Annotated in this window: 34 protein-coding genes; 18 read left to right on the top strand and 16 right to left on the bottom strand. The window is 66.7% G+C overall.

The genetic code is table 11. The features are described from left to right. Window positions 1–10: 10 nt before the first annotated feature. The 3 genes from DBR10_RS01935 to DBR10_RS01945 form a co-directional block, all read right to left on the bottom strand. Window positions 11–1,804 carry an ABC transporter ATP-binding protein gene (locus tag DBR10_RS01935; protein ID WP_108503753.1) on the bottom strand — a complete coding sequence of 598 codons (1,794 nt, stop codon included), beginning with the start codon at window positions 1,802–1,804 and terminating at the stop codon, window positions 11–13. Then, window positions 1,801–2,412 (bottom strand): response regulator, encoded by a 612-nt coding sequence (locus DBR10_RS01940; RefSeq protein WP_108503752.1) that lies wholly within the window; start codon window positions 2,410–2,412, stop codon window positions 1,801–1,803. Before DBR10_RS01940 ends, DBR10_RS01935 begins: the two co-directional genes overlap by 4 nt. A 122-nt stretch (window positions 2,413–2,534) precedes the next feature. After that, window positions 2,535–2,819 carry a DUF454 family protein gene (locus DBR10_RS01945; RefSeq protein ID WP_108503751.1) on the bottom strand — a complete coding sequence of 95 codons (285 nt, stop codon included), beginning with the start codon at window positions 2,817–2,819 and terminating at the stop codon, window positions 2,535–2,537. A 108-nt stretch (window positions 2,820–2,927) separates the two neighbouring features. On the opposite strand from DBR10_RS01945, the gene ubiA reads away from it, so the two are divergent. Then, the gene (gene ubiA, locus DBR10_RS01950; protein WP_108556105.1) at window positions 2,928–3,854 is read left to right on the top strand and encodes a 4-hydroxybenzoate octaprenyltransferase; all 927 of its coding nucleotides are present in this window, start codon (window positions 2,928–2,930) and stop codon (window positions 3,852–3,854) included. Between the two features lie 196 nt (window positions 3,855–4,050). After that, window positions 4,051–4,995, top strand: a complete 945-nt coding sequence (locus tag DBR10_RS01955; protein WP_108490316.1) for a fatty acid desaturase family protein — start codon at window positions 4,051–4,053, stop codon at window positions 4,993–4,995. 16 nt (window positions 4,996–5,011) lie between these two features. On the opposite strand, the gene DBR10_RS01960 is transcribed toward DBR10_RS01955, so the two are convergent. Further along, on the bottom strand, window positions 5,012–5,404 hold the full coding sequence (locus tag DBR10_RS01960) for a hypothetical protein (protein ID WP_146184209.1): 393 nt from the start codon (window positions 5,402–5,404) through the stop codon (window positions 5,012–5,014). Window positions 5,405–5,513: 109 nt separating this feature from the next. Here DBR10_RS01960 and DBR10_RS01965 point away from each other — a divergent pair, with 109 nt between their 5' ends. The 4 genes from DBR10_RS01965 (at window position 5,514) to DBR10_RS01980 (ending at window position 7,642) form a co-directional block, all read left to right on the top strand. Beyond that, window positions 5,514–6,173 (top strand): class I SAM-dependent methyltransferase, encoded by a 660-nt coding sequence (locus DBR10_RS01965; protein WP_108556103.1) that lies wholly within the window; start codon window positions 5,514–5,516, stop codon window positions 6,171–6,173. A 43-nt stretch (window positions 6,174–6,216) separates the two neighbouring features. Continuing rightward, the gene (locus DBR10_RS01970; RefSeq protein WP_108506076.1) at window positions 6,217–6,564 is read left to right on the top strand and encodes a VOC family protein; all 348 of its coding nucleotides are present in this window, start codon (window positions 6,217–6,219) and stop codon (window positions 6,562–6,564) included. Between the two features lie 62 nt (window positions 6,565–6,626). Continuing rightward, complete coding sequence (locus tag DBR10_RS01975) at window positions 6,627–7,064, top strand: YkgJ family cysteine cluster protein (RefSeq protein ID WP_108506057.1); 438 nt, start codon at window positions 6,627–6,629, stop codon at window positions 7,062–7,064. Beyond that, window positions 7,061–7,642: a zinc/iron-chelating domain-containing protein gene (locus DBR10_RS01980; protein ID WP_108506058.1), complete on the top strand. Its 582-nt coding sequence runs from the start codon at window positions 7,061–7,063 to the stop codon at window positions 7,640–7,642. Before DBR10_RS01975 ends, DBR10_RS01980 begins: the two co-directional genes overlap by 4 nt. Here the strand turns inward: DBR10_RS01980 and DBR10_RS01985 are convergent. Further along, on the bottom strand, window positions 7,596–8,456 hold the full coding sequence (locus tag DBR10_RS01985) for an NAD-dependent epimerase/dehydratase family protein (protein ID WP_108506059.1): 861 nt from the start codon (window positions 8,454–8,456) through the stop codon (window positions 7,596–7,598). The two genes, DBR10_RS01980 and DBR10_RS01985, sit on opposite strands and share 47 nt — an antisense overlap. 49 nt (window positions 8,457–8,505) lie before the next feature. Here DBR10_RS01985 and DBR10_RS01990 point away from each other — a divergent pair, with 49 nt between their 5' ends. From DBR10_RS01990 to DBR10_RS02000, 3 genes are read left to right on the top strand one after another with little or no spacing between them, the layout of a single operon-like run. Continuing rightward, on the top strand, window positions 8,506–8,874 hold the full coding sequence (locus tag DBR10_RS01990) for an MmcQ/YjbR family DNA-binding protein (protein ID WP_108506060.1): 369 nt from the start codon (window positions 8,506–8,508) through the stop codon (window positions 8,872–8,874). Continuing rightward, a complete protein-coding gene (locus DBR10_RS01995; RefSeq protein ID WP_108506061.1) occupies window positions 8,871–9,515 on the top strand; it encodes a Pr6Pr family membrane protein in 645 nt (214 codons plus the stop codon). Before DBR10_RS01990 ends, DBR10_RS01995 begins: the two co-directional genes overlap by 4 nt. A 35-nt stretch (window positions 9,516–9,550) precedes the next feature. After that, entirely contained in the window at window positions 9,551–10,396 is an 846-nt protein-coding gene (locus tag DBR10_RS02000) for an aldo/keto reductase (protein WP_108506062.1), read from the top strand. A gap of 4 nt (window positions 10,397–10,400) precedes the next feature. On the opposite strand, the gene DBR10_RS02005 is transcribed toward DBR10_RS02000, so the two are convergent. Then, complete coding sequence (locus tag DBR10_RS02005; RefSeq protein WP_108506077.1) at window positions 10,401–11,102, bottom strand: NAD-dependent deacylase; 702 nt, start codon at window positions 11,100–11,102, stop codon at window positions 10,401–10,403. A 129-nt stretch (window positions 11,103–11,231) separates the two neighbouring features. Here DBR10_RS02005 and DBR10_RS02010 point away from each other — a divergent pair, with 129 nt between their 5' ends. The 3 genes from DBR10_RS02010 (at window position 11,232) to mmcB (ending at window position 13,520) form a co-directional block, all read left to right on the top strand. After that, window positions 11,232–12,359, top strand: coding sequence for a ferritin-like domain-containing protein (locus DBR10_RS02010; protein ID WP_108506063.1), 1,128 nt, complete (start codon window positions 11,232–11,234; stop codon window positions 12,357–12,359). A gap of 136 nt (window positions 12,360–12,495) precedes the next feature. Further along, window positions 12,496–13,029 carry a lipocalin family protein gene (locus tag DBR10_RS02015; RefSeq protein ID WP_108506064.1) on the top strand — a complete coding sequence of 178 codons (534 nt, stop codon included), beginning with the start codon at window positions 12,496–12,498 and terminating at the stop codon, window positions 13,027–13,029. A 38-nt stretch (window positions 13,030–13,067) separates the two neighbouring features. Further along, entirely contained in the window at window positions 13,068–13,520 is a 453-nt protein-coding gene (mmcB, locus tag DBR10_RS02020) for a DNA repair putative endonuclease MmcB (RefSeq protein WP_108506065.1), read from the top strand. A 10-nt stretch (window positions 13,521–13,530) separates the two neighbouring features. On the opposite strand, the gene DBR10_RS19610 is transcribed toward mmcB, so the two are convergent. Beyond that, window positions 13,531–13,635 carry a hypothetical protein gene (locus DBR10_RS19610; protein WP_233243193.1) on the bottom strand — a complete coding sequence of 35 codons (105 nt, stop codon included), beginning with the start codon at window positions 13,633–13,635 and terminating at the stop codon, window positions 13,531–13,533. A gap of 371 nt (window positions 13,636–14,006) precedes the next feature. Here DBR10_RS19610 and DBR10_RS02025 point away from each other — a divergent pair, with 371 nt between their 5' ends. The 3 genes from DBR10_RS02025 to DBR10_RS02035 all read left to right on the top strand — a co-directional run bounded on the left by DBR10_RS02025 (window position 14,007) and on the right by DBR10_RS02035 (window position 15,926). Beyond that, a complete protein-coding gene (locus DBR10_RS02025; RefSeq protein WP_108490372.1) occupies window positions 14,007–14,651 on the top strand; it encodes an HAD-IA family hydrolase in 645 nt (214 codons plus the stop codon). 29 nt (window positions 14,652–14,680) lie between these two features. Further along, the gene (locus DBR10_RS02030; protein ID WP_108506066.1) at window positions 14,681–14,968 is read left to right on the top strand and encodes a 4a-hydroxytetrahydrobiopterin dehydratase; all 288 of its coding nucleotides are present in this window, start codon (window positions 14,681–14,683) and stop codon (window positions 14,966–14,968) included. Between the two features lie 172 nt (window positions 14,969–15,140). Further along, window positions 15,141–15,926: an SDR family oxidoreductase gene (locus tag DBR10_RS02035; RefSeq protein ID WP_108506067.1), complete on the top strand. Its 786-nt coding sequence runs from the start codon at window positions 15,141–15,143 to the stop codon at window positions 15,924–15,926. A gap of 173 nt (window positions 15,927–16,099) precedes the next feature. Here the strand turns inward: DBR10_RS02035 and spdR are convergent, their stop codons facing one another. Together spdR and DBR10_RS02045 are read right to left on the bottom strand one after the other, a co-directional pair. After that, window positions 16,100–16,657: a stationary phase response regulator transcription factor SpdR gene (spdR, locus tag DBR10_RS02040; RefSeq protein ID WP_108506068.1), complete on the bottom strand. Its 558-nt coding sequence runs from the start codon at window positions 16,655–16,657 to the stop codon at window positions 16,100–16,102. Between the two features lie 76 nt (window positions 16,658–16,733). Next, window positions 16,734–18,134, bottom strand: a complete 1,401-nt coding sequence (locus tag DBR10_RS02045) for an ActS/PrrB/RegB family redox-sensitive histidine kinase (protein WP_108506069.1) — start codon at window positions 18,132–18,134, stop codon at window positions 16,734–16,736. A gap of 54 nt (window positions 18,135–18,188) precedes the next feature. Between DBR10_RS02045 and DBR10_RS02050 the strand changes: the two genes are divergently transcribed. The 3 genes from DBR10_RS02050 to DBR10_RS02060 all read left to right on the top strand — a co-directional run bounded on the left by DBR10_RS02050 (window position 18,189) and on the right by DBR10_RS02060 (window position 20,915). Continuing rightward, window positions 18,189–18,782, top strand: a complete 594-nt coding sequence (locus DBR10_RS02050) for an SCO family protein (protein WP_108506070.1) — start codon at window positions 18,189–18,191, stop codon at window positions 18,780–18,782. Between the two features lie 89 nt (window positions 18,783–18,871). After that, window positions 18,872–20,134 carry a polyhydroxyalkanoate depolymerase gene (locus DBR10_RS02055; protein WP_108506071.1) on the top strand — a complete coding sequence of 421 codons (1,263 nt, stop codon included), beginning with the start codon at window positions 18,872–18,874 and terminating at the stop codon, window positions 20,132–20,134. Window positions 20,135–20,195: 61 nt separating this feature from the next. After that, window positions 20,196–20,915, top strand: coding sequence for a YgjP family zinc-dependent metalloprotease (locus DBR10_RS02060; protein WP_108506072.1), 720 nt, complete (start codon window positions 20,196–20,198; stop codon window positions 20,913–20,915). A gap of 6 nt (window positions 20,916–20,921) precedes the next feature. Here the strand turns inward: DBR10_RS02060 and sugE are convergent, their stop codons facing one another. The 7 genes from sugE to atpD form a co-directional block, all read right to left on the bottom strand. Further along, window positions 20,922–21,245 (bottom strand): quaternary ammonium compound efflux SMR transporter SugE, encoded by a 324-nt coding sequence (gene sugE, locus DBR10_RS02065; protein WP_108506073.1) that lies wholly within the window; start codon window positions 21,243–21,245, stop codon window positions 20,922–20,924. A gap of 108 nt (window positions 21,246–21,353) precedes the next feature. Next, window positions 21,354–22,064 carry a hypothetical protein gene (locus tag DBR10_RS02070; RefSeq protein WP_108506074.1) on the bottom strand — a complete coding sequence of 237 codons (711 nt, stop codon included), beginning with the start codon at window positions 22,062–22,064 and terminating at the stop codon, window positions 21,354–21,356. 205 nt (window positions 22,065–22,269) lie between these two features. Continuing rightward, complete coding sequence (locus tag DBR10_RS02075) at window positions 22,270–22,530, bottom strand: ATP synthase F1 subunit epsilon (RefSeq protein WP_108506075.1); 261 nt, start codon at window positions 22,528–22,530, stop codon at window positions 22,270–22,272. Continuing rightward, window positions 22,530–22,781 (bottom strand): hypothetical protein, encoded by a 252-nt coding sequence (locus DBR10_RS02080; RefSeq protein ID WP_108489815.1) that lies wholly within the window; start codon window positions 22,779–22,781, stop codon window positions 22,530–22,532. The genes DBR10_RS02075 and DBR10_RS02080 overlap by 1 nt, the downstream gene beginning before the upstream one ends. 59 nt (window positions 22,782–22,840) lie before the next feature. After that, the gene (locus DBR10_RS02085; RefSeq protein ID WP_108489816.1) at window positions 22,841–23,101 is read right to left on the bottom strand and encodes an ATP synthase F1 subunit epsilon; all 261 of its coding nucleotides are present in this window, start codon (window positions 23,099–23,101) and stop codon (window positions 22,841–22,843) included. Next, on the bottom strand, window positions 23,102–23,428 hold the full coding sequence (locus DBR10_RS18830; protein ID WP_146187814.1) for a hypothetical protein: 327 nt from the start codon (window positions 23,426–23,428) through the stop codon (window positions 23,102–23,104). A gap of 188 nt (window positions 23,429–23,616) precedes the next feature. After that, window positions 23,617–25,001: F0F1 ATP synthase subunit beta (gene atpD / locus DBR10_RS02090; protein ID WP_108556104.1), on the bottom strand; the 1,385-nt coding region annotated here is incomplete at its 5' end.

A 25,001-nucleotide genomic window follows, 5' to 3' on the forward strand; every position in this document is an offset into this window, starting at 1 on the left:
GCTGTTGCCCCTACCCCACCCCCTCGCTCACCGCATTGAGCCGGGCATAGACCCCGCCCCTGGCCTTCAGCTCGGCATGGCGGCCTTCCTCGACGACGCGCCCCTTCTGGAAGACCAGGATCCGGTCGGCGCCGCGCACGGTCGACAGCCGGTGGGCGATGACGATGGTGGTGCGGCCGGCCATCAGGGCCTCGGCGGCCAGCTGGACGTCGGCCTCGGTCTCGACATCCAGCGACGAGGTCGCCTCGTCCAGAACCAGGATCGGGGCGTCGGTCAGGAAGGCGCGGGCGATGGCCACGCGCTGGCGCTCGCCGCCCGACAGCTTGACGCCGCGCTCGCCGACCAGGGTGTCGTAGCCGTGCGGCAGTTTCAGGATGAAGTCGTGGGCGTGGGCGCGACGGGCCGCCTCCTCAATCTCTTCGCGGGTGGCGTCCGGCTTGCCGTAGGCGATGTTCTCCGACAGCGTGCGGTGGAACAGGGCCGGATCCTGCGGCACCACCGCGATGGCGCGGCGCAGGGAGCCTTGCGTGACCGCCGCCACGTCCTGGCCGTCGATGACGACCCGCCCGCCCTGCAGGTCGTGCAGGCGCTGGATCAGCTTGACGAAGGTCGACTTGCCCGAACCCGTCGGCCCGACCAGCGCCACCCGCTCGCCGGGCGCGATGGTCAGCGAGAAGCCGTCATAGAGCGGCGCACCGGCCGCCCTGTAGCGGAAGCTCACATCCTCGAAGGCGATGGCCCCGGGGCCGACCCGGAAGTCGGGCGCGCCCGGCGCATCGGCGATCTGGGGGGCCAGACGCTCCCAGGCGGCGACGTCCTCGGCATCGTCGAGGCCCTTCTGCAGCATGCGGATGTTTTCGCCCAGATTGCGCAGATAGCCGCTCATCAGCATGAAGGCGGTGATCGCAAAGGCCACGTCGCCGGGCGAGGCCGTGCCCTGGCTCCAGCCCCAGACCATCGAGCCGGTCAGGCCGGCCTGCAGCAGGACCAGCAGCAGGTTCTGGCCCAGCCACACGTCGGTGAAGCGGTTCCAGGTGACCATCACCGCCTCGCGCCACTGGGCGGTGACGGCGGCGATGCGGGCGGTCTCGCGGGCCTCGGCCCCGAAGCTCTTGACGGTCGGGTTGGAGGTCACGGCATCGGCCAGGGCCCCGCCGATCTTCGAATCCAGCGCATTGGAGCGCAGGTTGCTGGGCCGCACATAGCGCTCGGTGACGATCAGGTTGGCCCCCAGATAGGCCGCGACCACCACCAGCGAGACCACCCCGGCCAGGGGCTGGCGAAACAGCATCATGAACGACAGGCCCACCAGCACGATGATCCCCGGCCCCAGCCAGATGGTCACGGCGTCGGTGACGCTGTCATAGCCCCACATGGCCCGGGTCAGCTTGCGGACCGTGGCCCCGGCGAAGCTGTCGGCATGCCAGTCGGACGAGAAGGCCTGGACGCGGGCAAAGCCCTCGTTGGTCATCTCCTCCATGTTGCGGGCGGCCAGCGGGATCCAGAACCGGTGCGAGATGTTGCGCACCACCGCAAAGGCGAAATAGACGCCGACGAACATCCAGAGGGCCGACCAGGCCGACGGGTCGCCGCGTGGCTTCTCGACCACCGCATCGACCAGATGGCCAGAGGCGTAGGGCAGGGCCAGGTCGAAGGCCACCGCCAGCAGTGTCAGGGCGACGCCGAGGCCGAACAGCACCGGCCGCCGCTTCCAGAACCGCGCGACAAAGCCCAGCACCTGGCCGTTGGACAGCACCCGCTTGCGGCGGCCGCCTTCGTCTTCGTCATCGATCAGGTCGCTCATGATGCCGGGCTAGATAGGGGGTTCGGCCCGCCGAGACCAGTGACGGCAGGCTCGGCCGGGCGCAGCGGCTGGCTCACCCCCCGGATCAGGGCCTTCGCCTCTGCCTCGATCTCCGCCCTTTTCCGCCGGACAGGGATCAGGGGACACGGAACGCTCAGCACCTTCTGGCAGGGCGGCAGGGCCCGGGGTTCGTTCGAGCGCGCCGCCGTGGCCAGCAGCGAGACCATTCGCGGCCACAGTATGGCGGGCTTCAGGGGTTTCTCGATCACCATGTCGGCGCCGCAGCACGCCGCCCGTGTGATGTTCACCCGCGAGGTCTCGGCCGTCATGATTGCGAACGGGGTGCGCTGGAGGCGCGGCGAGGCGTGCCGGCGCACCCAGCGGGCCAGGGCAAAACCATCCTCGTGCGGCATGAGCAGGTCGGAGATGATCATGTCGACATTGTTCTGTTCGAGCAGAACCTGAGCCTGGGCCACCGACGCGCCGCCGAAAACCGATACCGCGCTCCAGCCGAACAGAACTTCACGCACCAGCCGGATCCACGCGGGGTTGTCGTCGACCACGAGGAAGCGCGACGATCGGACCAGGCCCTCAACGTCGCGCGACATGAACTCCCTTCATTCCGAACGAACCCGGAAAGTGACTGCCGCGTCATACTCGCCCTTAGGTCAGGATCCGGCACGAATAGTCAACCTAAGCACGCGGCTATATGCCTCATGCGGCACGAGGCCTAGCGGCCAGCCTTTCTGCGTCCGCCGCCGAACGGCCGCCAGCGCAGGAAGCCCTTGATGGCCGGACCGACAACCGGTGTGCGCAGCAGGGGCCGTACGGCGTGGGGCCGGGTCTTGAGGAAACAGACCACCGCCCCGATCCAGAAGACCGTGGTGGGCAGGCCGGGCGTGACGATTCCGACCGCGCCGACAGCGACCAGCGCCCCGCCCACCCCGTCAAACGCCCAGCGTTCCGCGCGGGTCAGGCGACGGCGGCGGGCTCTGCGATCGGGATCGACGCTCATGCGGAGAGCATCGCGCCTCTGGCGATTGCTGTCGAGCGCGGCCGCCGTCTCCGGCCCGCCGCCGCGTGACGTCTTTCCGGTTCGGCGGAAGCTCGCTAAGCCTTGGCCATGACGACCATCCTGCCCGATGCCGCGCCCAGCAACTGGGTCGACCGCCATGCGCCAGAGGGGCTGCGCCCGTGGCTGAAGCTGGGGCGGTTTGACCGGCCAGCGGGGATCTGGCTGCTGATGCTGCCGGGCTGGCAGGGCCTCGCCCTGGCCGCGTCGGAAAAGGGCCAGTGGCCCAATCCGCTGCTGCTGATCGCCTTCTTCCTCGGCGCGGCCCTGATGCGGGCCGCCGGCTGCGCGTTCAATGACATTGTCGACCGCGACTTCGACGCCCAGGTCAGCCGCACCGCCATGCGGCCGATCCCGGCGGGGCTAATCACGGTGAAGCAGGCCTGGGCCTTCGTGATCGGCTGCTGTGGGGTGAGCTTCCTGATCCTGATCTGTCTGGGCTGGATCGCCATCGGGCTGGGTGTGCTGTCGCTGGGCCTGGTCGCCGCCTATCCGTTCATGAAACGGATCACCTGGTGGCCGCAGGCCTGGCTGGGCCTGACCTTCAACTGGGGTGTCCCTCTGGGCTACGCCGCCGCCACCCATCACCTGTCGTGGTCGGCCGCCCTGCTCTACGCCTCGGGCATCTTCTGGACCCTGGGCTATGACACGATCTACGCCGTGCAGGATCTGGAAGACGACGCCCTGGCCGGGGTGAAGTCCTCGGCCCGCAAGCTGGGCGACCGGGCGCAGCTGGGCGTCGCGGCCTTCTATGCCGCCGCCTTCGTCCTGGCGGTGATCGCCGCCTGGGTCGGCAATCTGGGGGCCCTGTTCCTGCCACTGGCGGCCCTGTTCGCCGTGCATCTGTCGCGCCAGGCCGCCGCCCTGAAGCTGGACGATCCGGCCGGGGCGCTGAAGCTGTTCAAGTCCAATACCGTGGCCGGGCTGGTGCTGTTCCTGGCCCTGGTGGCGGGGCTGTGGAAGCCGGCGGGGTTCTGAGCCGTTAAAACTGTCATCCCGGCCAAGCGTGAAGCGCGCCGAGCCGGGACCGCCGGAAGCCCCGAGCCTGTTGCGGTCCCGGCTCTCCGCTCCGCTGCGGCCGGGATGACAGATTTAGCGAGATCGGGGACTCTCAGAAATGCGCTGACGCCGCGTCATCCTGTCAGGCCCGGGCCGACTGTGAGACGGTGTCGTCATGGCCGTCGCATCGCGCGTCAAACCGCTGGACCTGTTCACGCCCGAGGAATGGGCGAGGGTCTCGGCGCGCTCGTCCTGGCGAGGGATCGCCATGGTCGCCCACGCCTGGGGCGTGATCGTGCTGGCCGCGGCCCTGTTCGTCGCCTTCCCCAACCCGCTGACCTATCTGCTCGCCGTGATGCTGATCGGCGCCCGGCAACTGGGCCTGGCGATTCTGATGCACGAGGCGGCCCATGGCGGCCTGCATCCGAACCTGAAGGTCAATGACGGGCTGGGCGAATGGCTGTGCGCGGCCCCGACCGGCGCGTCGCTGAAGAGCTATCGGCCTTACCACCTGACCCATCACAAATATGCCCAGCAGGCCGAGGATCCGGACCTGATCCTCTCGGCCCCCTTCCCGACCACCCGGGCCTCCCTGTGGCGCAAGGTGATCCGCGACCTGACCGGCCAGACCTTTTTCAAGCAAAGGTTCGGTCCCCTGCTCGGCAGACTGAAGATGCGGTCACGCAGCCAGCCGGCCGGCACGGTATTCGGGACCGAGGCCGTACGCCAGGCGCCGTTCCTGCTGTGGAATCTGGGCCTGCTGGTCGCCCTGTCGGCGGTGGGCCTGTGGTGGGCGTGGTTCGCACTCTGGATCGTGCCGATGGCGACCTGGTTTCCGCTGGTCACCCGCCTGCGCAACATCGCCGAACATGCCCTGGTGGCAAAGGACGAGCCCGATCCCTTCCGCCACGCCCGCACCACCCGGGCCAGCCTGCTCGAACGGGCCCTGATCGCGCCCTACTATGTGAACTTCCACGCCGAGCATCACATGATGATGCATACGCCGTGCTGGAACCTGCCGCTGGCCCACCGCCTGCTGGCGCAGAAGGGCCTGACCGGGCGCATGCTGACCGCGCCGGGCTATTTAAGCGTCCTGAAGGAAGCCTCGGCGGCCAATTAGACCGCCGAGATATCAGTTATTTTGCAGCCTTAGCTTGGCTCTTGGCGTCTTCAATTTCTTGAGCGACCGGGCATTTTTTCTGGATCGCTGCCTGCTGAAGCGCGTCATATTCGCCCTTCAACCGACTCAACTCTTCCTTCTGGTCACCACCCACCATGAAAAACAGTGCCGGCCAGAACAGAACGAGACCGACACCCAGTGCCCAAGCATCGCTATTTGATTGTTTCTTCTGGGCGCCGGCAACCTCGCGCACTTTTGCAGAAACGCGCATCATCTCTTCGCGGATCTGACCGCAATCATATCCGCCATACTGTAGCGGAGAAATATAACTTGAAGATATCTTGTCCGGCGCCGTAGCACAGGCTGAAACAAGTGATGCACATATGAGTGCGACTAAAATTCTCTTCACGGACTACCCCCAAAAATTCTCATCTAACTCGAGTAACCTATACTCTCGCTATAGAGTTGCGAGAAGGCATCAAATCGCGCAATGGGGCGGCTTCTGATATGGAAATCGAGTGATCGACCAGACCCCTGAGGGCCGTCGCGCCTTCATTCTCGAAAACACCCGCCTGCAGCCGCCGCCCCATGCGCCGGAACTCGTCCTGCATCTGGCCGACGAGATCACCCCGATCTGGAAGCTGACCGAGGAGGCCCTCGAAGAGCTGGGCCTGCCGCCGCCGTTCTGGGCCTTCGTCTGGGCCGGCGGTCAGGCCCTGGCGCGCTACGTTCTCGACCACCCCGAGATCGTGGCGGGCAAGACCGTGGTCGATTTCGCCACCGGCTCGGGCATCGTCGCCATCGCCGCCATGCAGGCGGGGGCCGCGCGCGTCCTGGCCAACGACATCGACAGCTTCTGCCAGGCGGCGGTCGCGCTGAACGCCCGGGCCAATGGTGTGGTACTGGATTTCACCGACGCCAACCTGCTGAACGCCCCGCCGCCTGCGGCCGACGTGCTGCTGGCCGGCGACATCTGTTACGAAAAGCCGATGGCCGAGGCGGTGATGGCCTGGCTGCGACAGGGCCGGGCCGCCGGGGCCACGGTGCTGATCGGCGATCCCGGCCGGACCTATTTCCGCAAGGACGACCTGGTGAAACTGGCCGAGTACCAGGTGGAGACCACCCGCGAGCTGGAAGATTTCGCCGTCAAGCGGACCAGCGTCTGGACTCTGCCCTGATCGGCCCATAGAACGTTAGGGGAACAGAATTATGGAGGGGACCATGCGCGCAGACGGCAAGATCGACTATATCGAATGGCCTTCCAGCGACCTGCCGGGGACCAAGGCCTTCTATCAGGCGGCCTTCGGCTGGACCTTCGCGGACTACGGTCCGGACTATGTCGCCTTCCAGGACCAGGGCACGCACGGCGGGTTTTTCACCCCGGAGACGGCCCCTCCGCCCAAGCCCCTGGTGATCCTGTACGCCCATGACCTCGAAGCCATGGAGGCCCGGGTGGTCGCCGCCGGCGGGGTGATCAGCACGCCGATCTTCAGCTTTCCCGGCGGTCGCCGCTTCCACTTCATGGATCCGGGCGGCAACGAACTGGCGGTCTGGACCGAGACCCCCTGATCGCATCAAACCGTCACACGACGTCGCTAATGTCCGCGACCGGAGCAATTCGGGATGAGGTCATGGCCGACAGGGCGTGTGGGGACTGCGGGCTCTGCTGCAAGCTGATGGGCGTCGAGGCGATCGACAAGCGACCCCACAGCTGGTGTCCCCACTTCAGGAAGGCCCAGGGCTGCGCGATCTATACCGACCGTCCGAAGGCCTGCGCCGACTTCAGCTGCTACTGGCTTCAGGCCGAAGGCCTGGATGATCGCTGGCGGCCGGACCGGGCCCGTTTCGTGCTGCATCGCGAACATGGCGGCCAGACCCTGATCGTCGAGGTCGATCCGGCCTCGCCCCAGGCCTGGCGTCAGGAACCCTTCCACTCCACCTTCCGCGCCTGGGCCGCGCAAGGCGCGCCCAAGGGCCTGTCGCTCAATGTCCTGGTCGGACGCCGGGCCTTCGAAATCCTGCCCGATCGCGACGTCGATCTCGGCGAAGTGCGGGAGATGCCGGCATGACCACGACCCTGATCCCGCCCATACCCCAGACGGGCAAGGCCTGCGGCAGCTGCGGCATGTGCTGCAAGGTCCTGCACATCAGCGAGCTGAACAAGGAAGCCGGCGTCTGGTGCGGCCACTTCCGCAAGGGTGGCGGCTGCGGCAACTACCAAGACCGGCCGCCGGCCTGCCGGGGCTTTACCTGCTTGTGGCTGGACTCCGAAAAGCTGGACGACCGCTGGCGTCCCGACCGGGCCGGCTTCCTGATGTATCCCGACAAGGACGGCAAGCGCCTGAACGTCGTGGTCGACAGCAGCAAGCCGACCTCCTGGAAGCGCGAGCCCTACTATTCGCGGCTCAAGGCCATGTCCCAGCGCTCCTATGACGGCTTTGAGCTGATGGTCTGCATCGGCGACCGCCGCATCGTGATGTTCCCGGGCGAGGACATCGACCTCGGCGTCCTGCATCCCGACCACAAGGTGGTCAGCGGTTATGTCGAGCGCGACGGCCTGCAGGTGCCCTTTGCCATGGTGCTGAGCGACGCCGACCCGGTCAGAACCGGGGATGAAAGTCCCGCGGAGCCCAGCCAAAATCCCTGACCGCGTCGGCGCTGTCGAAGGTCAGGTCCCGGCTCATCCGCGTGCCCATGGCGGCCGTCGCGCCAGGCAGGAAGGGTGAGGCCAGTCTGAGCGCCAGACCGAAGAGCGGAGCCGGCAGGGAAAGGATCATCGGGCGACGCCCCAGGCCGGCAAAGATCCGCGCGGCCATGTCGCGATAGGACAGGGTCTCGCCGCCGACCAGATTATAGCTGCGATCCCGGGCCGAGGCGGCGGCGGCCGCGCTCAGGGCCCCCAGCGCCAGGTCCTGGGCGTGCACCGGCTGGCGCAGACCGCTGCCGTCACCCGCCAGCGGCAGGACCCCGAACCGGCGGATCAGACCGGCCAGCCGGCTGACATTGCCGTCGCGACCCTCGTCATAGATCAGGGTCGGACGAAGGATCGTCCAGGCCACGCCCTCGGCGGTGCAGAAGGCTTCGACGGCCTGCTCGGCCCCGGCCAGGCGGGCGGCCACGTCCCGCTCGGCTGCCACTTCGGAATCCTGCTTGGTAAAGCGGCTGGTCGAGGAAAATGCCACGAGCCGCTTCAGGCCCCTCGCCTTGAGGGCGGGCAGGACGGCCGGCAGGAGCCAGACCGGCGACAGGGCAAACACCGTCTCGGCCGACGGAAGTCGCTCCGCCAGGTCCGGGGCGGCCAGATCGAGGTTGACCCAGCCCGGCTCGCCCTGCGGGGGCGTCCGGCTGACGGCCACGGAATCGAGACCGGCGTCCCGGAGCTCTGTCAGCAGCCATCGGCCGATCAGGCTGGTCGCACCCAGCACCAGGATCGGCCCCTTCAGGGAGTTGTCCGTCGCCATGCCGAACCTATAGTCGCTTCGCGGCTGGAGCACACAGGCTGATGACCCGATGGCCCTGAGATATGAGGACGTGCAGCGCTTTGCCCTCGCCCTGCCGGGGGTTGCGGAAGGCTTCAGCTATGGCCGCCCCTGCCTCAAGGCCCATGGCAAGTTCCTGACCCGGCTGATGGAAGACGGGGACAGCCTGGTCTGTCCCGGCGTGTCGTTTGACGAACGCGAGCTGCTGATCGAAGCTGAGCCGGAGGCCTTTTATGTCACGGACCACTTTCGAAGCTATCCCTACGTCCTGATCCGGCTGTCCTCGGTTTCGCCGGGCACGGTGGAAAATCTGCTCGAACGGCACTGGCGGGCGTCGGCCCCGAAATCCGTTCTGAAATCCCTGAACCCGCCGCCCCACACCTCCAAGGAAAGCGAATGAAAGCCTGGCGCATCCTGATCGCCGCCATCGCCGTCACCGGCCCGCTGCTGCAGTACGGCCTGATGCTGGAGGGCGAGACCCTGACCTCGGGTATCGCCAAGTCGGTGGAGTTCTTCAGCTACTTCACCATCATCAGCAACCTGCTGGCCGCCGTGGTGCTGACTGCGCCGCTGGTCGCGCCGCGCTCGGCGCTCGCGCTCTGGTGCGAGCAGACCCCGCCCCGGGTCGCGACGGCCGTCTATCTGGCCATCACGGCCGGCATCTATCACACCCTGCTGGCCAGCCAGTGGGACCCGCAGGGCTGGCGGCTGGTCTCCGACACCCTCCTGCACACCGTCACGCCGGCCCTGTTCCTGCTGGACTGGCTGGCCCGGGGGGGTGTGGGCCCCGTGGTCTGGCGCGCTGTCCCGAAGGTGCTGATCCTGCCGACGGCCTATGGCGTCTGGACCCTGCTGCACGGCGCGCTGTCGGGCTTCTATCCGTATCCGTTCATGAACGTGGCCAAGCGCGGCTATCCGGCCGTGCTCGTCACCATGGTGGTCATGGCGATCGGCTTCCTGGTCGTCGCCGCCGTCTTTACCGCCCTGCACCAGACCAGGGCCAGGGTCGCCCAAAGGTCCCGGGAGCCTTTGTCGGCCTGATGCATTAGAGCTCGCTGCCTGTCCCGGAGAGTCGCATGTCAAAGCTGGTCCCTGCCGTCCGCTCGGGCGATGTCCTGATCCCCGCCCTGGGGTTCGGAACCTGGCAGCTTGAGAACGGCACCGCGCGGCCCCTGGTGGAACAGGCCCTTGCGGCCGGCTATCGCCATATCGATACGGCGCAGATCTATCGTAACGAACGGGATGTCGGGGCCGCCATCGCCGCCAGCGGTATCAAGCGCGACGAGATCTTCCTGACCACCAAGGTCTGGGTCGACCATTTCGCGGACGGCGACCTGCAGCGCTCGGCCGAACGGAGCCTGGAGAAGCTGGGGGTCGACCATGTGGACCTGCTGCTGCTGCACTGGCCCAAGCCGGCCGTGCCGCTCGCCGAGACGCTTGCGGCCCTGAATGAGGTTCGCGACCGCGGCCTGACCCGGGCCATCGGGCTCTCGAACTTCCCGTCGGCAGTCATGGCGGCCGCCCAGGCGGTTTCGAAAGCGCCCCTGGCCACCAACCAGATCGAGTACCATCCCTATCTGTCCCAGAAGACGCTGATCGCCGCGGCCGCGGCCACTGAGGCCGGAACCTCGATCACGGCCTGGTCGCCGCTGGCCCAGGGCAAGGTGGCGCAGGACCCGGTCCTGATCCGCATCGGCGAAGCGCATGGCAAGACGCCGGGGCAGGTGACCCTGCGCTGGCTGATCCAGCAGGGCGTCATCGCCATCCCGAGGACCCGCACCCCGGCCCGCATCGTCGAGAACTTCGACATTCTCGACTTCGACCTGTCCGAAGCCGAGATGGCCGCGATCTTTGCCCTGGCCCGCCCCGACGGCCGGATCGGAAACTGGCTGGACGACGCCTTCCAGTGGGATGCCGACTGAGGCTCTAGTCCCGCAGAACCTCGTCGACCCAGGCCGGCACCGTCTGACTGGCCGGGCCATAGCGGCGCTGGTCAAAGGCGCGCGCGCCGTCCGACGGCTCCAGATTGATCTCCAGCGTGGGAATGCCGAGCTGCCGGGCCTCGGAGACAAAGCCTGCGGCCGGATAGACCGAACCCGAGGTGCCGATCGCCACGAACAGATCGGCCGTATCGAGGGCATCGCCGATCTGGTCCATGAACAGCGGTACCTCGCCGAACCAGACGACGTGAGGCCGCGCCGTGCCCCCGTGTCCGCAGGCCGGGCACAGGCTGTCCGCCACAAGCGGCGAGGTGTCTGACCAGGTGGCGGAGCAGGCGTGGCAACGGGTAACCGCCAGCTCGCCATGCATGTGGACGACGCTCTGCGAGCCGGCCCGCTCGTGCAGATCATCGACATTCTGGGTGCAGAGGAACAGCGCGTCCCCGCGCCCGGCCAGTCCGGCCTCGAGCCTGGCCAGGGCCCGATGGGCGGGGTTGGGGTCGGCCCCGGCCAGATTGGCCCGCCGGGCCGAGTAGAAGGCCCGAACCGTGTCCGGGTCCCGGGCATAGCCCTCGGGGGTGGCCACGGCCGACATGTCGTAGCGAGCCCACAGGCCTTCCGGGTCGCGAAACGTCCCCAGCCCGCTCTCCGCAGAAACGCCGGCTCCGGTCAGCACGAAGATCTTCATCAGCACCTCCGAACCTGACGCGCGCGTCACTTTTAATTTGACCCGCCGAAGCGATTGAGTTGACAGTGTTTAGATTGCCAGAGGGCCGCGCGAGACGGAACCCGGCAGGGGCCTGCAAGAGGAAACGCCATGACGGACAGGAACATCACCAAAGACGCCATGTACGATGCGGTGGCGCCGGACGACTTCGAGTCGATGCTCGAACTGGACCGCTACAACAACCGCTCCACGGCCTTCGACAAGATCATCTCGGCCACCCACGACCATTTCTGGGATCCGCTGGACAAGACCTATATCGACTTCGACGAGCCGTTCGACATGGAGAACCAGGCCCTGGTTCCCGAGGAAATGGTCATCGCGCTGTCGACCGACTACGTGTCGAACCACCTGTCCGATCCCAAGCAGCGGATCCGGTTCATCAACCAGTCGGTGCTGCGCAACTTTTCCTCGATCCTGCACGGCGAGCAGGGCGCGCTGAACCTCTCGGCCAGCCTCTGCCATGTGCTGAAGGACCAGGGGGCCCAGGAATATGCGGCCAACCAGACCCGGGAAGAAGCCCGCCACGTCACGGCCTTCGCCAAGTACATCAAGGCCCGCTGGGGCCGGCCGGTCGAGTGCGGCCCGGCCCTGAAGACCCTGCTGGTCGAGATCATCGGCGCGCCCGAGGTCTACAAGAAGATCATTGGCATGCAGATGCTGGTCGAAGGCCTCGCCATGGGGGCCTTTGCGACCTTCTACACCCACATCAAGGATCCGGTGGGCAAGAAGATGCTGCAGCTGGTGATGACCGACGAGGCCTTCCACCACAAGTTCGGCAAGATCTGGGCTGACCGCACGGTGCCCAAGCTCAGCCCCGAAGAGCACGCCATCATCGAGGACTGGGCCGCGCACTGCTTCCAGACCCTGTTGTTCAACCTCGTCTCGCCGCACCAGCAGCTCGACCTCTATGCCGAGTTCGGCCTGGATCCTAACAAGGTGGTCGAGGAGTACGGGAAGATCATGACCGACGACGTCCGTCGGGAAAACATGAAGGAGCAGACCAACATCTTCCGGGTGCTGGTCAAGACCCTGCTCAATGCCGGCATCATCACCGACCGCACCAAGGCCTTCTACGCCATGTATGTCGATATCGACGAGCTGCGCGGCGAAGGGGAGCGGATGGTCGGCGACGACATCGCCGAAGAGGGCATCCGTCACCTGCAGGCCATCAACTTCAAGGACCGTCCCTATAGCGGCGTCAGCATCGCCGCCGAATAGGCCCCGGTCACCGCCGGACCTGCGGGCGCCTCGCCGGAACTGCGGCGGGGCGCGTTGCGTTTCGGTCACGGCGTCCTCATCTGCGGGGTGGCCCGGGCCCTCGCCGGTCCGCCCTGCCCCAAGTCCCGGAGTCGCCATGCGCGCCGCCCTGATCGCCCTGCCCCTGATCCTGTCCCTCGCCGCCTGCGCCGGCGGTCCGGTCGGCAATCCCCGGCCTCCGCAACCGGCCAAGGCCGTCGAGCTCGATCGCTATCTGGGCAAGTGGTACGAGGTCGCCCGTTACGACATGAAGTTCCAGAAGGGCTGCGAAGCCGTAACGGCCGACTATTCGAAGCGCCCCGACGGCATGATCCGGGTCTTGAACACCTGCCGCGACGGCGCGGTCGACGGGCCGGTGAGGACCGCCGAAGGCAAGGCCCGGGTCGTCGACCCCACCACCAATGCCAAGCTGAAGGTCTCGTTCTTCGGTCCGTTCTGGGGCGACTACTGGGTCATGGACCATGCCGACGACTACAGCTGGAGCATCGTCGGCGAGGGTTCGGGCCAGTATCTCTGGCTGCTGAGCCGCAAGCCGCCGACGGACCAGGACCGCCAGGCCCTGACCGCCCGGGCCAGGGCGCTGGGCTATGATGTGACGATGCTGCGGCCGACGAAGCAGCCTGCGCCCTAAGGCTTGAAATCCGAACAAACCTAGAACAGGATCGCGGCATGGATGTCGTGATCGACCTTCGGCCTTCGCGGCCTGAAACGACGGACGCCGTGACGCGTGGCGCGGCGCGGCTGCTGGTCGGCCTGGGCTATGCGCCCCTGGCCGAGGTGACCCTGCCCAATGGCCGCCGGGCCGACCTGATGGCCCTGGGGCCCAAGGGCGACATCCTGATCGTCGAGGTCAAGTCGGGGGTCGAGGACTTCCGGATCGACCGGAAGTGGCCGGACTACGCCCCCTATTGCGACGCCTTCTATTTCGCCGTCGCCCCACAGTTTCCGGACGGGATTCTGCCCGACGATCCGGGCCTTCTGGTCGCTGACGGTTTCGGCGGGGCCGTGGTGCGCGAGGCCCCGGTTACGCCGCTGGCCCCGGCCCGGCGCAAGGCCCTGACCCTGGCCTTCGCACGGCTGGCGGCGATGCGTCAGGCCGGCGTTCCCGCAGAGAGACTCTAGAAAAGAGACTCTAGTAGACGAGGCCCAGGCTGCTGACGGCCGCCGCGGCAATGACGAAGATCGCAATGGCGATCAGTTCGTACAGCTTGAAGAAGGGCTGGCCTGGCGAGCGCATCGTGTTTTGATCCCGTTCCGAAATGAACCACTGACACACCGACTGTCGCAAACCTGATGCCAGTGCCAACCGGGATCGCGGCGGGGCACCGGGCCGTAGATCTGGGCTCGAGGCGATCGGAGTGTCACCTTGTGGCCGGGCGTCATGAGGATGTGAGCCCGGACCGGCAGACGCTTTTCAGATAGCCGCAGTGTGCGACAGAACTGTGCGGTGAGGTCGCCGGCCGCCCAGATTGCGACCAATAGGCCATGCCGCTCGGGGCAGGGGCGCACGGGAAGGCGGACCCCGCCCTCCCCGATCTGGCCAAGCCAGACTTGCCTGCACGAAGGGGCCGCCCTACCGTGACCTCAAACAACTGTTTGAGGCAACCCATGGCGATCGAAGCGGTGATCTGGGACTTTGGTGGCGTTTTCACCACCTCGCCCTTCGAGGCCTTCCGGCGTTACGAGACCGAGCGCGGCCTGCCGGTCGACTTCATTCGTACGGTCAATTCCACCGATCCCGACACCAATGCCTGGGCGCGGTTCGAACGGGCCGAAATCGACGCGGCGGGCTTTGATACCCTGTTCCTCGAGGAGGCGACGCGGCTTGGCCATGCCGTGCGCGGGGCCGAGGTCCTGCCCCTGCTGTATGGCGATCTGCGGCCGAAGGTTCTGGACGCCCTGAAGACCTGCAAGGCCGCCGGCTTCAAGGTCGGCTGCATTACCAACAATGTGCCGACCGGGCACGGCCCCGGCATGGCCCAGAGCGCCGACAAGGCCGCGGCTGTCGGGGAGATCATGAGCCTGTTCGACGCCCTGATCGAAAGCTCCAAGGCCGGGGTCCGCAAGCCGGACCCCCGCATCTACCAGATGATGTGTGAGCTGCTCGAGGTGGCACCCGAGGCCTGCGTCTATCTCGATGACCTGGGGATCAACTGCAAGCCGGCGGCAGCGCTGGGCATGACCGCGATCAAGGTCTCGACCCAGGACCAGGCCCTGGCAGAGCTTGCAGTCGTGACCGGATTGGCGTTCTGAAGGAGAGCTCGCGTCCAAAGGAGTCGCTCATGTCCCGCCCCGCCAAAATCAGCGTCGCCGCCGCCCTGGCGCAGCTGCCCGACTGGTCTGCGGCCCCGGACAAGGAGGCCATTGTCCGGACCTTCCGGTTCGCCGACTTCAACGCCGCTTTCGGCTTCATGACCCGCGTCGCGATCATGGCCGACAAGCTCGACCACCATCCCGAATGGTTCAATGTCTACAACCGCGTCGAGGTGCTGCTGACCACCCATGACGCCGACGGGGTGACCGAGCTGGACGTCACCCTGGCGACGTTCATGGACGGGGCGGCGGGGTAGGCGGCTCCAGCCCACTGAAACCAGAACGCCTGTCATCCCGGGCTGCGCAGCAGACCCGGGAAGACAAGCTTAGTGGGACGAGGGCTCACAGATCTGCCCCCCACCGTTTCCCCCTTCCGCCCCGGCGCCTTCCGGTTCAAACTAATGTTTGAAACATTCGGGAGGACGCCAAATGGCGCAGAACACGGGCCGGGTCGCCGGCAAGAAGGCTTTCATCACCGGTGGAGCCCAGGGTCTGGGCGCGGCGGCCGGCCGGATGCTGGCCAGCCAGGGGGCCAAGGTCAGCCTGGCCGACATCAACCTGGCCGGGGCCCAGGCCGTGGCCGACGAGATCAACGCGGCTCACGGGACCGGCACCGCCTTCGCCTTCGAACTGGACGTCACCCAGGAAGACGAATGGATCGCGGTGCTTGAGAAGGCCACCGAGGCCATGGGCGGCCTGTCGGTGCTGGTCAACAATGCCGGCATCGGCGGCGACGGCCCGATCGAGAGCCTGGATTTCGGCCTCTGGAAGAAGGTGATGTCGGTCAATGTCGACTCGGTCTTCCTCGGCGCCAAACACGCCCTGACCCACATGCGGGCGCATCAGCCGGGCTCGATCATCAATCTCTCATCGATCGCCGGCCTGATCGCCAACGGCAACTCGCCCGCCTACAACGCCTCCAAGGCGGCGGTCTGGCTGCTGTCCAAGAACATCGCCCTCTACTGCGCCAAGATGAAGCTGGATATCCGCTCCAACTCCATCCACCCGACCTTCATCGACACCCCGATCCTCGACGGGTTCTCGGCCCGGTTCGGCAAGGAAGAGGCCCACGCCAAGCTGGCGCGTCAGGTGCCGCTGGGCCGGATCGGCGAGCCCAACGACATCGCCAATGCCGTGCTCTATCTGGCCAGCGACGAGAGCCGGTTCATGACCGGCTCGGAGATCAAGGTCGACGGCGGCATCTCGGCGATGTGATGGCGAAGAGCCTTCTCCCCTTGCGGGAGAAGGTGTCGCCGCAGGCGACGGATGAGGGGTTGTAGACCGCAAAACGCCGCGACAGGCCTTTCGGCCGTCGCGGCGTTCCTGTTTGTGCGACCCCTCACCCGGCCCTGCGGGCCACCCTCTCCCGCAAGGGGAGAGGGACAGGTCTACCGCGGGGCCCGTTTCGCCAGGATCCGCTGCAGGGTCCGCCGGTGCATGTTCAGACGGCGGGCGGTTTCCGAAACATTGTGGCCGCACATCTCATAGACCCGCTGGATATGTTCCCAGCGAACCCGGTCGGCGCTCATCGGATTTTCGGGCGGCGCGGGCGCGGCGTCCTTGGCGGCGAGCAGGGCCCGCGCCACCTCGTCGGCATCGGCCGGCTTGGAGAGATAGTCGACCACCCCGGCCTTCACCGCCGCGACCGCCGTGGCGATATTGCCGTAGCCGGTCAGCATGATGATCTTGGCGTCCGGACGCGCCTCGCGCACCGCCTCGACGACCTTGAGCCCGGTGCCGTCCTCGAGGCGCATGTCGAGGACCGCGTGGGCCGGAGCCTCGGTTCGCAGCAGAGCGAGGGCTTCGGCCACAGACGCTGCCAGTGAAACGACGAAGCCCCGTTGTTCGAGGGCCCGGCCCAGGCGGGTTCGCAGCGGCGCGTCGTCGTCCAGCAGCAGCAGGGTCTTGTCGGGCAGGGCCGCGACCAACTCACCGATATCGGCCATTCGTTCAGCGCCTCCCCGCGCTTTTACTCAACCGCGTGTCGTTACCTGACATCATGTCGCTCTTCCGAGCCCGGTATCAAGCCCCTGTATAGCCCGGGGCCTCCAGGGCAGATCTCGGCCAGCGCGCCGCCACCACAGCGCCGCCTCGCCGGCCGTTCCGGAAATCGACAGTGGCCCCGGTTCGTTCCAGCAGGGTCTTGGCGATGAAGAAGCCGAGCCCCATGCCGATATGGCCGGTGCGAGACCCCTCGGCCCCCGGCCGTGTCGTCACATAGGGCTCACCGAGCTTGGCCAGGACTTCCGGCGCGAAGCCGGGGCCGTCGTCCCGGACCTCAATGACCACCGACCTCTGATCGAAGCGGGCAATGACCAGGACTTCAGCCCGGGCAAAGTCGACGGCGTTCTCGACGATCGAGGTCATGGCATGGATGACTTCCGGCCGCCGCCAGATGTCCGGAGCCGTCTCGCCGGCCGGGCCGTTGACCACGGCCTCGACCCGCACGCCGTGGACGAGGTGGGGCTCGATGACGTCCTGGACCAGTTGAACCAGGCTCATCCGCTCGTGCACGGCGTCGGTGGCCTCGGGCATTTCCGTCAGGCGCTGCAGGATCTCGCGGCAGCGCGCGGCCTGGCCGATCATCAGCTCGGCATCTTCCCGGGTCTGGTCATCCGGGGCATTGCGCGCCATCTCACGCGCCACCACCGAGATGGTGGCCAGCGGCGTGCCCAGCTCGTGGGCCGCTGCGGCGGCCAGGGCCCCGAGAGCGGACAGCCGCTGCTCGCGGGCCAGGACCGTTTCGGTGACGTTCAGGGCCAGCTCCATGCGGGCGGACTCACTGGCCGCCTGCCAGGCATAGGCCCCGGTGATGATGATGCCGAGGACGCGGGCCAGCACCATGACCGCCAGCACCTGGAGTGATGGTTCCGGGACAGCCGGCGCCCCCATCAGGGTCGGAACCGGCATGTGGAAAAAGGCCAGCAGAATGGTGCAGGCTATGGCCAGCAGGCCCAGACCCAGGGCGTAGCGCGCCGGAAGCGTCGCCGACGCCAGGGTCACCGGGGCGATGAGCAGCAGGCAAAAGCCGTTCAGGGCCCCGCCCGTCAGGTACAACAGACCCGACAGTTGCAGGATATCAAAGGCGATCTGGGCCGTCGCCTCGCCCTCGCGCGCCAGCCTCTGGCCGGTCGAGGCCAGGCCGAGCAGGACATTGAACCAGGCCGAGAGGGCGATCAGGGCGAAGCAGGCGCCGAATGGAATCTGCAGCTTCAGGACCAGGCCGCCAAACAGGACGGCCAGGGTCTGTCCGGCGATGGCCAGCCATCTCTGGGTCAGCAAGGACCGAACGCGCAGGCGACCACGACGCAGGCCCGGTGCCGCCCAGGACCATCCATCATCTTGCGCCGCACCAGCGCCCGGACTATCGAGCCCATTCGAACGCTGGTCGTTGGGCGCTCTGTCGAACGAAACGTCAGCCATGTCGCAGGATTGTCCAGATTATCGCGTCTGGCGAGAGCCAAAGGTAAATAGCCCATGCCGCGTCACCGTCTCGTCCTGGTCCTGGCCTGCCTCGGCGGTGCGATCCTGCTGGCCGGCCTGGCCTGGCGCGCCGGCGTGTTCACGCCCGCACCGCCCGCCGCCGCCGTCGGCGGCCCGTTCACGCTGGTGGATCAGAACGGCCGGCCCACGACGGAAAAGGCCCTGAAGGGCAAGTGGAGTCTGGTGTTTTTCGGCTTTACCTATTGTCCCGATGTCTGCCCCGGTACGCTGCAGGCCCTGGCGGCGGCCAGCGACAGGCTCGGGCCCAAGGCCAAGGATCTGCAGATCGTCTTCATTTCCGTCGATCCGGAGCGCGACGATGTGAAGCAGATGAACGCCTACCTCTCGGCCGACTATGTGCCCCGCTCGACGATCGGCCTGACCGGCACGCCCGAGCAGGTCGCCGCCGCCGCAAAGGCCTACCGGGTCTATTACGCCAAGGCCGGCGAAGGCCCAGGCTACACGATTGACCACTCGACGGTGACCTATCTGATGGATCCGAAAGGGCGCTTCCATGCGGCGATCCCCTACGGCCTGTCGCCCGAGGATGTGGCCCGCCGGGTCAATGACGCCATGAGCGGGCGCTGATCACGAGACCGCTACCGCGACCTCAGGTTCGGGGTGGACTTTCTTAGGTTTCGTTATGCTATGCTGCGGCGCAACATATTGGATGCGCCATGCTCTACGCCCTTCATGAAGCGGCCTATTACGCCTCCTCGCCGATGCGGATGGCCGCCCGCGCCGCCCGGGACTTCTGGGGATCGCCCCTCAACCCGGCGGCCAACAGCGATCTTGCTCGCCGCATGCACGCCGGTGCCGACCTGTTTTCGAATGTCACCCGGCGGTACGGCAAGCCCGCCTGGAACATCGATACGGTCAAGGTCGGCCAGGTCGATGTCCGGGTCCGCCCGACCGTCGTCTGGGAAAGCCCCTGGGCCCGCCTGATCCAGTTCGACCGCGACATGGCCGACATGCGCCGGGCCGGCAAGTTCTCGCTGGATCCCGCCGTCCTGATCGTCGCGCCCCTATCCGGCCACTACGCGACCCTGTTGCGGGGGACGGTCGAGGCCTTCCTGCCCGACCATGCCGTCTTCATCGTCGACTGGGTCAATGCCCGCGAAGTCTCGATGCTGGAGGGCCGGTTCGACTTCCACGACTATATCGACCACGTCATCCAGATGCTGGCCGTGCTCGGCCCGAGGCCCAATGTCGTCGCCGTCTGCCAGCCCGGACCGCCGGTCCTGGCCGCTGCGGCCCTGATGGCCGAGGACAACCATCCCTCGCGCCCTGCCAGCATGACCTTCATGGGCTCGCCGATCGACGCGCGCCTGTCGCCGACCGTGACCAACAATCTGGCCGAGGAAAAACCCTTCGCCTGGTTCCAGTCGAACATGATCTACACCGTGCCGCCGCCCTATGTCGGCGTCGGCCGGCGCGTCTATCCGGGCTTTGTCCAGCTGGCCAGCTTCATGAGCATGAACAAGGCCAAGCACCAGGAAGCCCACCGCCGCTACTTCCAGGACCTGGTCAAGGGCGACGGCGACAGCGCCGACAAGCACCTGGAGTTCTACGACGAGTACTTGTCGGTTCTGGACCTGACCGAAGAGTTCTATCTTCAGACCATCGACATCGTCTTCCAGCAGCACCTCCTGCCGAAGGGCGAGCTGACCCACCGGGGACGCGCCGTCCGGCCCGACCTGATCACCGACATCGGCCTGATGACGGTCGAGGGCGAGAAGGACGACATCTCCGGGATCGGCCAGACCCAGGCCGCCCACGGCCTGTGCTCAAGCCTGCCGCCCGAGCTGAAAACGGACTATGTGCAGCCGGGCGTCGGCCACTATGGCGTCTTCAACGGCCGCCGGTTCCGCGAGGAGATCTATCCCCGGGTCCGGTCCTTCATCCGCAAGAGCGACCCCAACTTCGCCGACGAGGCCTGAGCGGGCGGCCCGGCGGTCCGATGACCTTGCATCGCGGGGCTTCAGACGCGATGTAGGGTCCATGGCCCTGCTTCGCGCCCAACGCTTTTCCGACGGCGACCGGCTGGATGTGGCCGGCTGTCCCGTGCGGCTGAAGGTCGACGGCCGGGCCCGGCGGATCTCGCTGCGGGTCGACCGGGCGAAGTCCGAGGTCGTGGCCCTGGCCCCGAGCCCGCGCCGGCTGGGCGAGGCCGTGGCCTTCGCCCAGGAGAAGTCGGCCTGGATCGCGGGGCAACTGGCCGCCCTGCCCGGCCGCGTCAGCCTGGCCCCCGGCGGCATCCTGCGGCTCAACGGCAAACCCTACCGGCTGGAGGCCGCCCCCGGCCGGCCGCGCATGACGGAAGAGGCCCTGATCGCCCCGGACGATGCCAACTGGGGTCTGAAGATCCTGCGGCTGGCCAAGCGCGAGGCCATCGCCGTCCTGACCGAACGCACCGCCGTCCATGCCGCAGCCCTCGGCCGGCCCATGCCCAGTGTGGCCGTGGCCGATCCGAAGGCGCGCTGGGGCTCTTGCCGCCCCGCCCGGCCCGGCGCGCCGGCGGCGATCCGCTACAGCTGGCGGCTGATCCTGGCCCCGGCGGCGGTGGCCGACTATGTCGCCGCCCATGAATGCGCCCATCTGATCGAGGCCAATCACGGACCGCGCTTCTGGGCCCTGTGCGAGCAGTTGATCGGTGATCCGGCCCCGCACCGCCGCTGGCTTCGGGCCCATGCGGCCGAGCTCCACGCGATCGGGGCCTGAGCCGGCTCAGGTCGTCGGGGTAAACAGTTTAAGGCCCAGGATCCCGGCGACGATCAGGGTCAGACAGGCCAGACGGGCCGCCGTCGCCGGCTCCTTGAAGACCACAATGCCGACGATGGCCGTTCCGACCGCCCCGATGCCGGTCCAGACGGCATAGGCCGTGCCCAGCGGCAGGGTCTTCACCGCCCAGCCCAGCAGGCCCATCGACAGGACCAGACTGACAGCGGTCAGCACGGTCGGCAGGGGCCGGGTGAAACCTTCGGTGAACTTCAGGCCGACGGCCCAGCCGATCTCGAACAGACCGGCGACGAAGAGAATGATCCAGGCCATCAGCCCTGCCTTCCGTCCATGGGCGGGGCCTGCCCCGCAAAACGAAAAGGCGCGGGGTCGCCCCCGCGCCTTCTGTTGTCAGTCTAGTCCCGATGCCGGGAGAAAAATCTAGTTGCTGGTGGTGCTGTAGAGGACCTGGGCGCGCTCGAAGTTCTTGCCGACCGAGGTCTCGTCCAGCTTCTTCAGGCGCATATAGACCAGACCGGCATGGCCACCGGCCCAGTTGTCGTCCCACGAGACGGTGAAGCGGCGGAAGTCGCTGCCGACCGTCTGGTCGTTGCGGATCAGGCGCAGCTGCGGGCTGTTTTCCCAGGTTCCCCAGTCGTGCAGGGCGTTGGCCAGGGCCTGGGCCTGGGCGTCGCCCTGGGCATATTCGATGGTGATCGTGCAGACGTTCTTGTTCGAGCCGGGATTGTCCAGATAGAGCTGGTAGGGCTTACCCAGATCCAGGAACCACTGTTCCTTCTTCTTCTTCAGGCCGGCCGCCTTGACCAGGGCCTGGAAATCGCCGCCGACGACGGCGGGCTTGCAGACGGTGTCGAGGATGCCGAGCAGCTTCATGGCGACCGGGTCGGTCGTGGGGGGCGGACGGGTCGGCTCGACATAGGCCGGAGGCGCTTCGGCGGCCGGTGCCGCAGGCGCGGCCTGGGCAGCCGGATCCGTGGCCGGCGCGGCCGGATCAGCAGCCGGAGCCGGGGCCGGCGTCTGGGCCGGGGCAGCAGCCGGAACGGCGGCAGGAGCCGGAGCGGTTTGCTCCTGGGCGACGGCGGCGGTCGAAACCGCGCCGAGAGCGATCAGGCTGGCGAGCGCAAGGCGCATGGTCGAGTTATCCCCACTAGGCAAGAGATCGGCATTAAAACCGACAGACGGTCCCTCGCAACCCTTCTGGCGACGGAATGCGACATAGATGAGGCCACAAGTGTAATTTTTTTCGAAACAGACCGGCGAATGCCCGCTTCGCCTACGAAAACGCCTCCGACCTTTAGGATCGGAGGCGTTTTGAAGTGTCCGCTGTCGCGCGCCGTCAGGCCGCTTCGACTGCGTGTTCGGCCAGGATCGTCAGGCCGTCGGGGCCGACATCGGCGAAACCACCCTGGATGTCGAACAGCCTGGTGGTCGCGCCGTCCTTCACGGTGACGCGGCCTTCGCGCAGCGTCGTCATGAACGGGGCATGGTTGGCCAGCACGCCGAAGTCACCTTCAGCGCCCGGGGCCTGGACCATGTCGACCTCGCCCGAGAACAGTTCGCGTTCCGGAGCGACCAGAGAGAAGTGCAGCTTAGCCATTATTCCACGATCTCCACGTCGCCGAGAGCCGCCTCGACGTCTTCGTCGGTCTGGATCTCGGTGCCGCAGAACGGGCAGTACCGGATGGTGGCCAGCACGACGCCGGTCTCACCCTCTTCTTCCCGTTCGCCAAGGTTGAGCAGGATAAGCCCGCTCTCATGCTGGACAAGCGCGTCGGCCGGGTCCGAAGAGACTGCGTCTTCCAGTTCTTCGCAGCAGAAGCCGATAGTTTCGAATTCGGTGTCGGTCATGGGGCGGTCCCTAGCACGAAAATCAATGTGTTTCCTTCTCCCTTTCGGGAGAAGGATAATCAGGCTGCCTCGACCGCGTGTTCAGCCAAAATCGTCAGGCCGTCGGGGCCGACGTCAGCGAAACCACCCTGGATGTCGAACAGCTTGGTGGTGGCGCCGTCCTTCACCGTGACGCGGCCCTCGCGCAGCGTCGTCATGAACGGCGCATGGCCGACCAGGACGCCGAAATCGCCCTCGGCGCCGGGGGCCTGAACGAGATCAACCTCACCGTAGAACAGTTCGCGCTCGGGCGCGACGAGGGAGAAGTGGAGCTTGGCCATCTATTTTGCCTTGCCTTGATAGGTGGCTATCGCCGTGAAGGTCTCAGCCTGTAGTAGATCGGAGCGTGAGACATCGATTTGATAAGTCGCGCCACTGGGGAGAGCACAGGAAAAGCGCGCGCTGTCTGTTTCTGAGATCAGCGGATGGCACATTTTCCGTGGGTCGTTAAACGAGCGAACCGTTCCTTCAAAGGCTTCGGCCCCCTCTTCACTACTAAGAGTGACCAGACATGCGGTAGTGCCGTCCAACTTGATCCGGACATGGCCTGACGCTGAAGCAATCCGCCAAGTATCCTGGCTTCCATCAACCGGCTGATAGCCGAACATGGACGCCGCATCCCTTACGCCTTGCGCAAATGAGCGGGGCGGAACCATTTCAGTCGCCAGAACCGGGAGGACGCAGCTTCGGAAAAATCCGACGCGGGCCTCCGCATTCCCCGGCGCAGCAGCATTTGCCAATGGAGCCCAGAAGACGGCGAGAGCGCCAATGCACGCACTCGCCGCCTTCTTGATCATTAAGCTTCGCTCGCCAGCTTTTCGGCCTTGGCCACGGCTTCCTCGATCGGGCCGACCATGTAGAAGGCGGCTTCCGGCAGGTGATCGTACTCGCCGTCAACGATGCCCTTGAACGAGCGGATGGTGTCCTTCAGCTCGACGAAGGCGCCGGGCGTGTTGGTGAACTGCTCGGCCACGTGGAACGGCTGGGACAGGAAGCGCTGGATCTTGCGGGCGCGGGCGACCGTCAGCTTGTCCTCTTCCGACAGCTCGTCCATGCCCAGGATGGCGATGATGTCCTTCAGGGCCTTGTACTGCTGCAGCACTTCCTGGACCGAACGGGCCACGTTGTAGTGCTCTTCGCCGATGACCAGCGGGTCCATGATCCGCGAGGTCGAGTCCAGCGGATCGACGGCGGGGAAGATGGCCTGGGCGGCGATGTCGCGCGACAGAACGGTGGTGGCGTCCAGGTGGGCGAACGAGGCGGCGGGCGCCGGGTCGGTCAGGTCGTCGGCGGGCACGTAGATGGCCTGGACCGAGGTGATCGAACCCTTGTTCGTCGAGGTGATGCGCTCCTGCAGGTTGCCCATCTCGGTGGCCAGGGTGGGCTGATAGCCCACGGCCGAGGGGATGCGGCCCAGCAGAGCCGACACTTCGGCGCCGGCTTGCGTGAAGCGGAAGATGTTGTCGACGAACAGCAGCACGTCCTTGCCTTCTTCGTCGCGGAAGTATTCCGCGATCGACAGGCCGGTCAGGGCGACGCGGGCGCGGGCGCCCGGGGGTTCGTTCATCTGGCCGTAGACGAGGGCGCAACGCGAGCCTTCCGTCGAGCCGTTGTTGGCCTTCGGGTCGGTGTTGACGTTGGACTCGATCATCTCGTGATAGAGGTCGTTGCCTTCGCGGGTGCGCTCACCCACGCCGGCCAGAACCGAGTAACCGCCGTAAGCCTTGGCGATGTTGTTGATCAGTTCCTGCATGGTCACGGTCTTGCCGACGCCGGCGCCGCCGAACAGGCCGATCTTGCCGCCCTTGGTGTAGGGGCACATCAGGTCGATGACCTTGATGCCGGTGACCAGAACTTCAGCCGTGTTGGTCTGCTCGGCGAAGGACGGGGCGTCGCGGTGGATGGTGCGGAAGATGTCCGACTTGATCGGGCCCTGCTCGTCGATCGGCTCGCCGATGACGTTCATGATGCGGCCGAGCGTGCCCGGGCCGACCGGAACGCGGATCGATTCGCCGGTGTCGCGCACGGCCTGGCCGCGAACGAGGCCTTCGGTGGCGTCCATGGCGATGGCGCGGACGGTGTTCTGACCCAGGTGCTGGGCGACTTCGAACACCAGGCGCTGGCCGGTGGCGATGTTGACGGTTTCGAGGGCGTTCAGGATCGCCGGCAGCTCGCCGGTGA

This window comes from Caulobacter sp. HMWF025, assembly GCF_003060965.1.
Classification (GTDB): Bacteria; Pseudomonadota; Alphaproteobacteria; order Caulobacterales; family Caulobacteraceae; genus Caulobacter.